The 2,726-nt window shown below is 60.1% G+C and carries 2 protein-coding genes and 1 pseudogene; all 3 read right to left on the reverse strand.

What is annotated here, in order from left to right:
- On the reverse strand, window positions 1-1,195 hold a 1,195-nt coding region (locus tag JOY90_RS09195), incomplete at its 3' end, for a serine hydrolase (protein ID WP_291690825.1).
- 122 nt (window positions 1,196-1,317) lie between these two features.
- Complete coding sequence (locus JOY90_RS09200) at window positions 1,318-2,484, reverse strand: serine hydrolase (protein WP_291690826.1); 1,167 nt, start codon at window positions 2,482-2,484, stop codon at window positions 1,318-1,320.
- A pseudogene (locus JOY90_RS09205) lies at window positions 2,481-2,726 on the reverse strand (SAM-dependent methyltransferase); the annotation flags it as partial. The gene JOY90_RS09200 and the pseudogene JOY90_RS09205, both read right to left, overlap by 4 nt.

A 2,726-nucleotide genomic window follows, 5' to 3' on the forward strand; every position in this document is an offset into this window, starting at 1 on the left:
AATAGGTACCAGACGCGCCCATCCAGCTATAGCTGCCAACCGATCCCGGTACCAAACTCCACGCGGCATCGCTGCGCACGGCAAAGCCGAGACCCCAGGTCGAGCCCCCGAGGGGTCCGACCCCGCCGCTGGCATAGCCGGCGAAACGGATGCCGGACGGCAGCGCGTTCGTGGTCATTCGCCTGATAGTCGCGGGCGAGAGGATGCGGACGCCGTCGAGCTCGCCGCCGTTGAGCAGCATTTGGCAGAACCGCAAGTAATCGGCGGCCGTCGACACCAGTCCACCACCACCCGAGAACAATCTGGTGGGCTTAGTGACATCCGCCAACACGCTGTCCGGCGGACCGACCCAGTTATCTGCGGGTGGATCGACCAGGCGGGATAACTTGGCTTCAGGCACGTAAAAGCTGGTGTCGATCATGCCCAGCGGCTTGAACAGACGTGCCTCGAGAAATTGATCGAACGGTTGACCGGATACAACTTCTACAACACGCGCGAGCACATCGTCCGAGAGACCGTAGTCCCAGACCTCGCCCGGTTGATGAGCAAGTGGGAGCCTGGCTAGTTCGGAAACGACGTCAGAAAGACTCCTGTCGCGGTGAAAGACGCCGGCTTTGTCATAGAGGTGCTTGACGTACAGTTGGTCAACCTTCGAGTTACCGACACCATAGATCAGCCCCGCGGTATGGCGCAGCAAATCTTCAACCGTCATTGGCCGGTTCTGCGGCTCGTATGCGACGTCAGTCTTGCCGGTCGCCGGGTCCCTGGTCTCGATGGCGACCATCGTGTCTTTGAATTCAGGAAGGTACTGGGAGACCGGGGCTGCGAGATCGAGCTTACCCTCCTCAACCAGCATCATGGCGGCCACGCTGGTGACCGGCTTGGTCATCGAGGCGATCCAGAAGATCGCGTCGCTCTGAAGGGGGATGGTTTTCGCGCGGTCGCGAAAGCCGACGGCTTGCAGATAGGCGACCTTGCCGTTTCGCGCGATGGCCGCCACCGCGCCCGAAAAGGCGCCGGCGTCAACCTGCGTCTGCTGCCAAGCAGCGATCCGCGCCAGCCGCGACGGCGAGAAGCCGATTGTTTCGGGGTTGCTCACCGGCGTGACGTCGTACGCGCGGGTGGCGGTGGCAAGGCTGAAAGTTGCAAGGAAAAGGATCGACAATGCCGCGAGAAGGCGATGCAGGCGCTTCATCAGGGTGACCCCTTCAATTCGGCGAGCGATGTGCGCAAGGATGCACGTCATCAGGCCATTCGATGAAGATGTGCTACATTGGGATGATAGTCTAGTCGAGGACACCGCGGGTGGGTCGTTCCTCACTGCTTCGTTGCGTGCAGCACCACGTCGAGCGCTGTGTCACCGGCAAGCCCTTGAGGGCCGTTACCTTTGAAATCATAGACGCCCGCAGTTACGACCACGATCAAGTCCAAGCTTGGTACCACGTCCAGGTGTTGCCCACCCCATCCGATGGCGCTCACCACATCGACGTCGCGACCATCGATGGTGCGCCGACTCAACCACCACAGATAGCCATATTTCGTATTCGGCCGAACGACATGCGGCGCAATCATCTGCCCGATCCAGTCGGATGACACGACCCGGCGGCCACGCCAAGTACCGCGGTTCAGCACCAGCTGCCCAATCTTCGCGAGATCACGCGGCCGGAGCCGCAATCCCCAGGACGCTCCCGGGTCGCCATTTGCCATCTTGCCCCACTCCCAATCCTCGATCGCGAGCGGATCGAACAGCGCAATCTTTGCGAACTGGTCCAATGGCATGCCAGTCGCTCTGTGCAAGACAGCGCCAACCAGTTCGGCCGACCCGTTATTGTAATGCCAGTCCTCGCCCGGCACGCCCACCATCGGCTGCTCCAAAACGAAATGGAAAGGATCCTGCGCTGCATCCATCTGGCGCGCCATGTCCAAATAGGGCTTGTACGGCCAGCTCAACCCTGTGCTCATGGTCAGAAGATTACGAACTGTTATGTGTAACTTCTCGGTCGTGTGAAGGTCGGTATACTCTGGAAAAAACGAGAGCACCGGCGTGTCGAGCGTCTTGATATCGCCGCGGTCGAGCGCAATGCCGACCAACAATGCCGTCACGCTTTTGGTGATCGATTGCACGTCGTGTTTCGTGCGGGCATCGTGCGGGACTATTGCAAGCGGCTGATTCCAGTGTTGCTGAGGCCAGCGCTGATCTTCTCCGGCAAAGTAGGTTTCATAGACGAGCTTGCCATGGCGAGCCACGACAATCCCGTGAGGATCGGCGCCCTTCAAAGCAGCGAGGCGCGAGCCGAGCGCGCAAAGGCTGTCCGGATCGAAACCTTCTTCTTCGGGAGCGGTGATCTCCCAGCCATCACCGAGGTTGGGTGCGCCACCGCAGTCGCGGGAAGGTTGGGCCGCCGCAATCGCGGCGCCGAGGAAAGCGCTCAGTGCAAGTGCTCCAAACCCGCCCCAAGCCGCTCGATGCCCACTTATCATCATGAGATGCCTTTCCGGGCGCGCACGAAAATGAAAGCCGGCAGGCGGCGTAGTCGATCATATCCCTTCGGGTCTTTCAGCTTCAGTTCGTCACTTGGCGTCGGCTCGCATATCCGTTCAATGATAAATCCGGCATCCGAAAGAGGATCGGTCAGGTCACGCAGCGGTCTTCGGTAGTAACGCATCTTCTCTCCCAGCCACCCCCATTCTTCCTCAATCAATTCGGCGTTCAAATATCCGGGATC

The sequence above is a fragment of the Bradyrhizobium sp. genome (assembly GCF_019242285.1).
Taxonomy (GTDB): domain Bacteria; phylum Pseudomonadota; class Alphaproteobacteria; order Rhizobiales; family Xanthobacteraceae; genus Bradyrhizobium.

Bases quoted from the DNA above. Each gene is read 5' to 3' on its own strand.
- JOY90_RS09200 (WP_291690826.1), bottom strand. From the start codon at position 2,484: ATGATGATAAGTGGGCATCGAGCGGCTTGGGGCGGGTTTGGAGCACTT.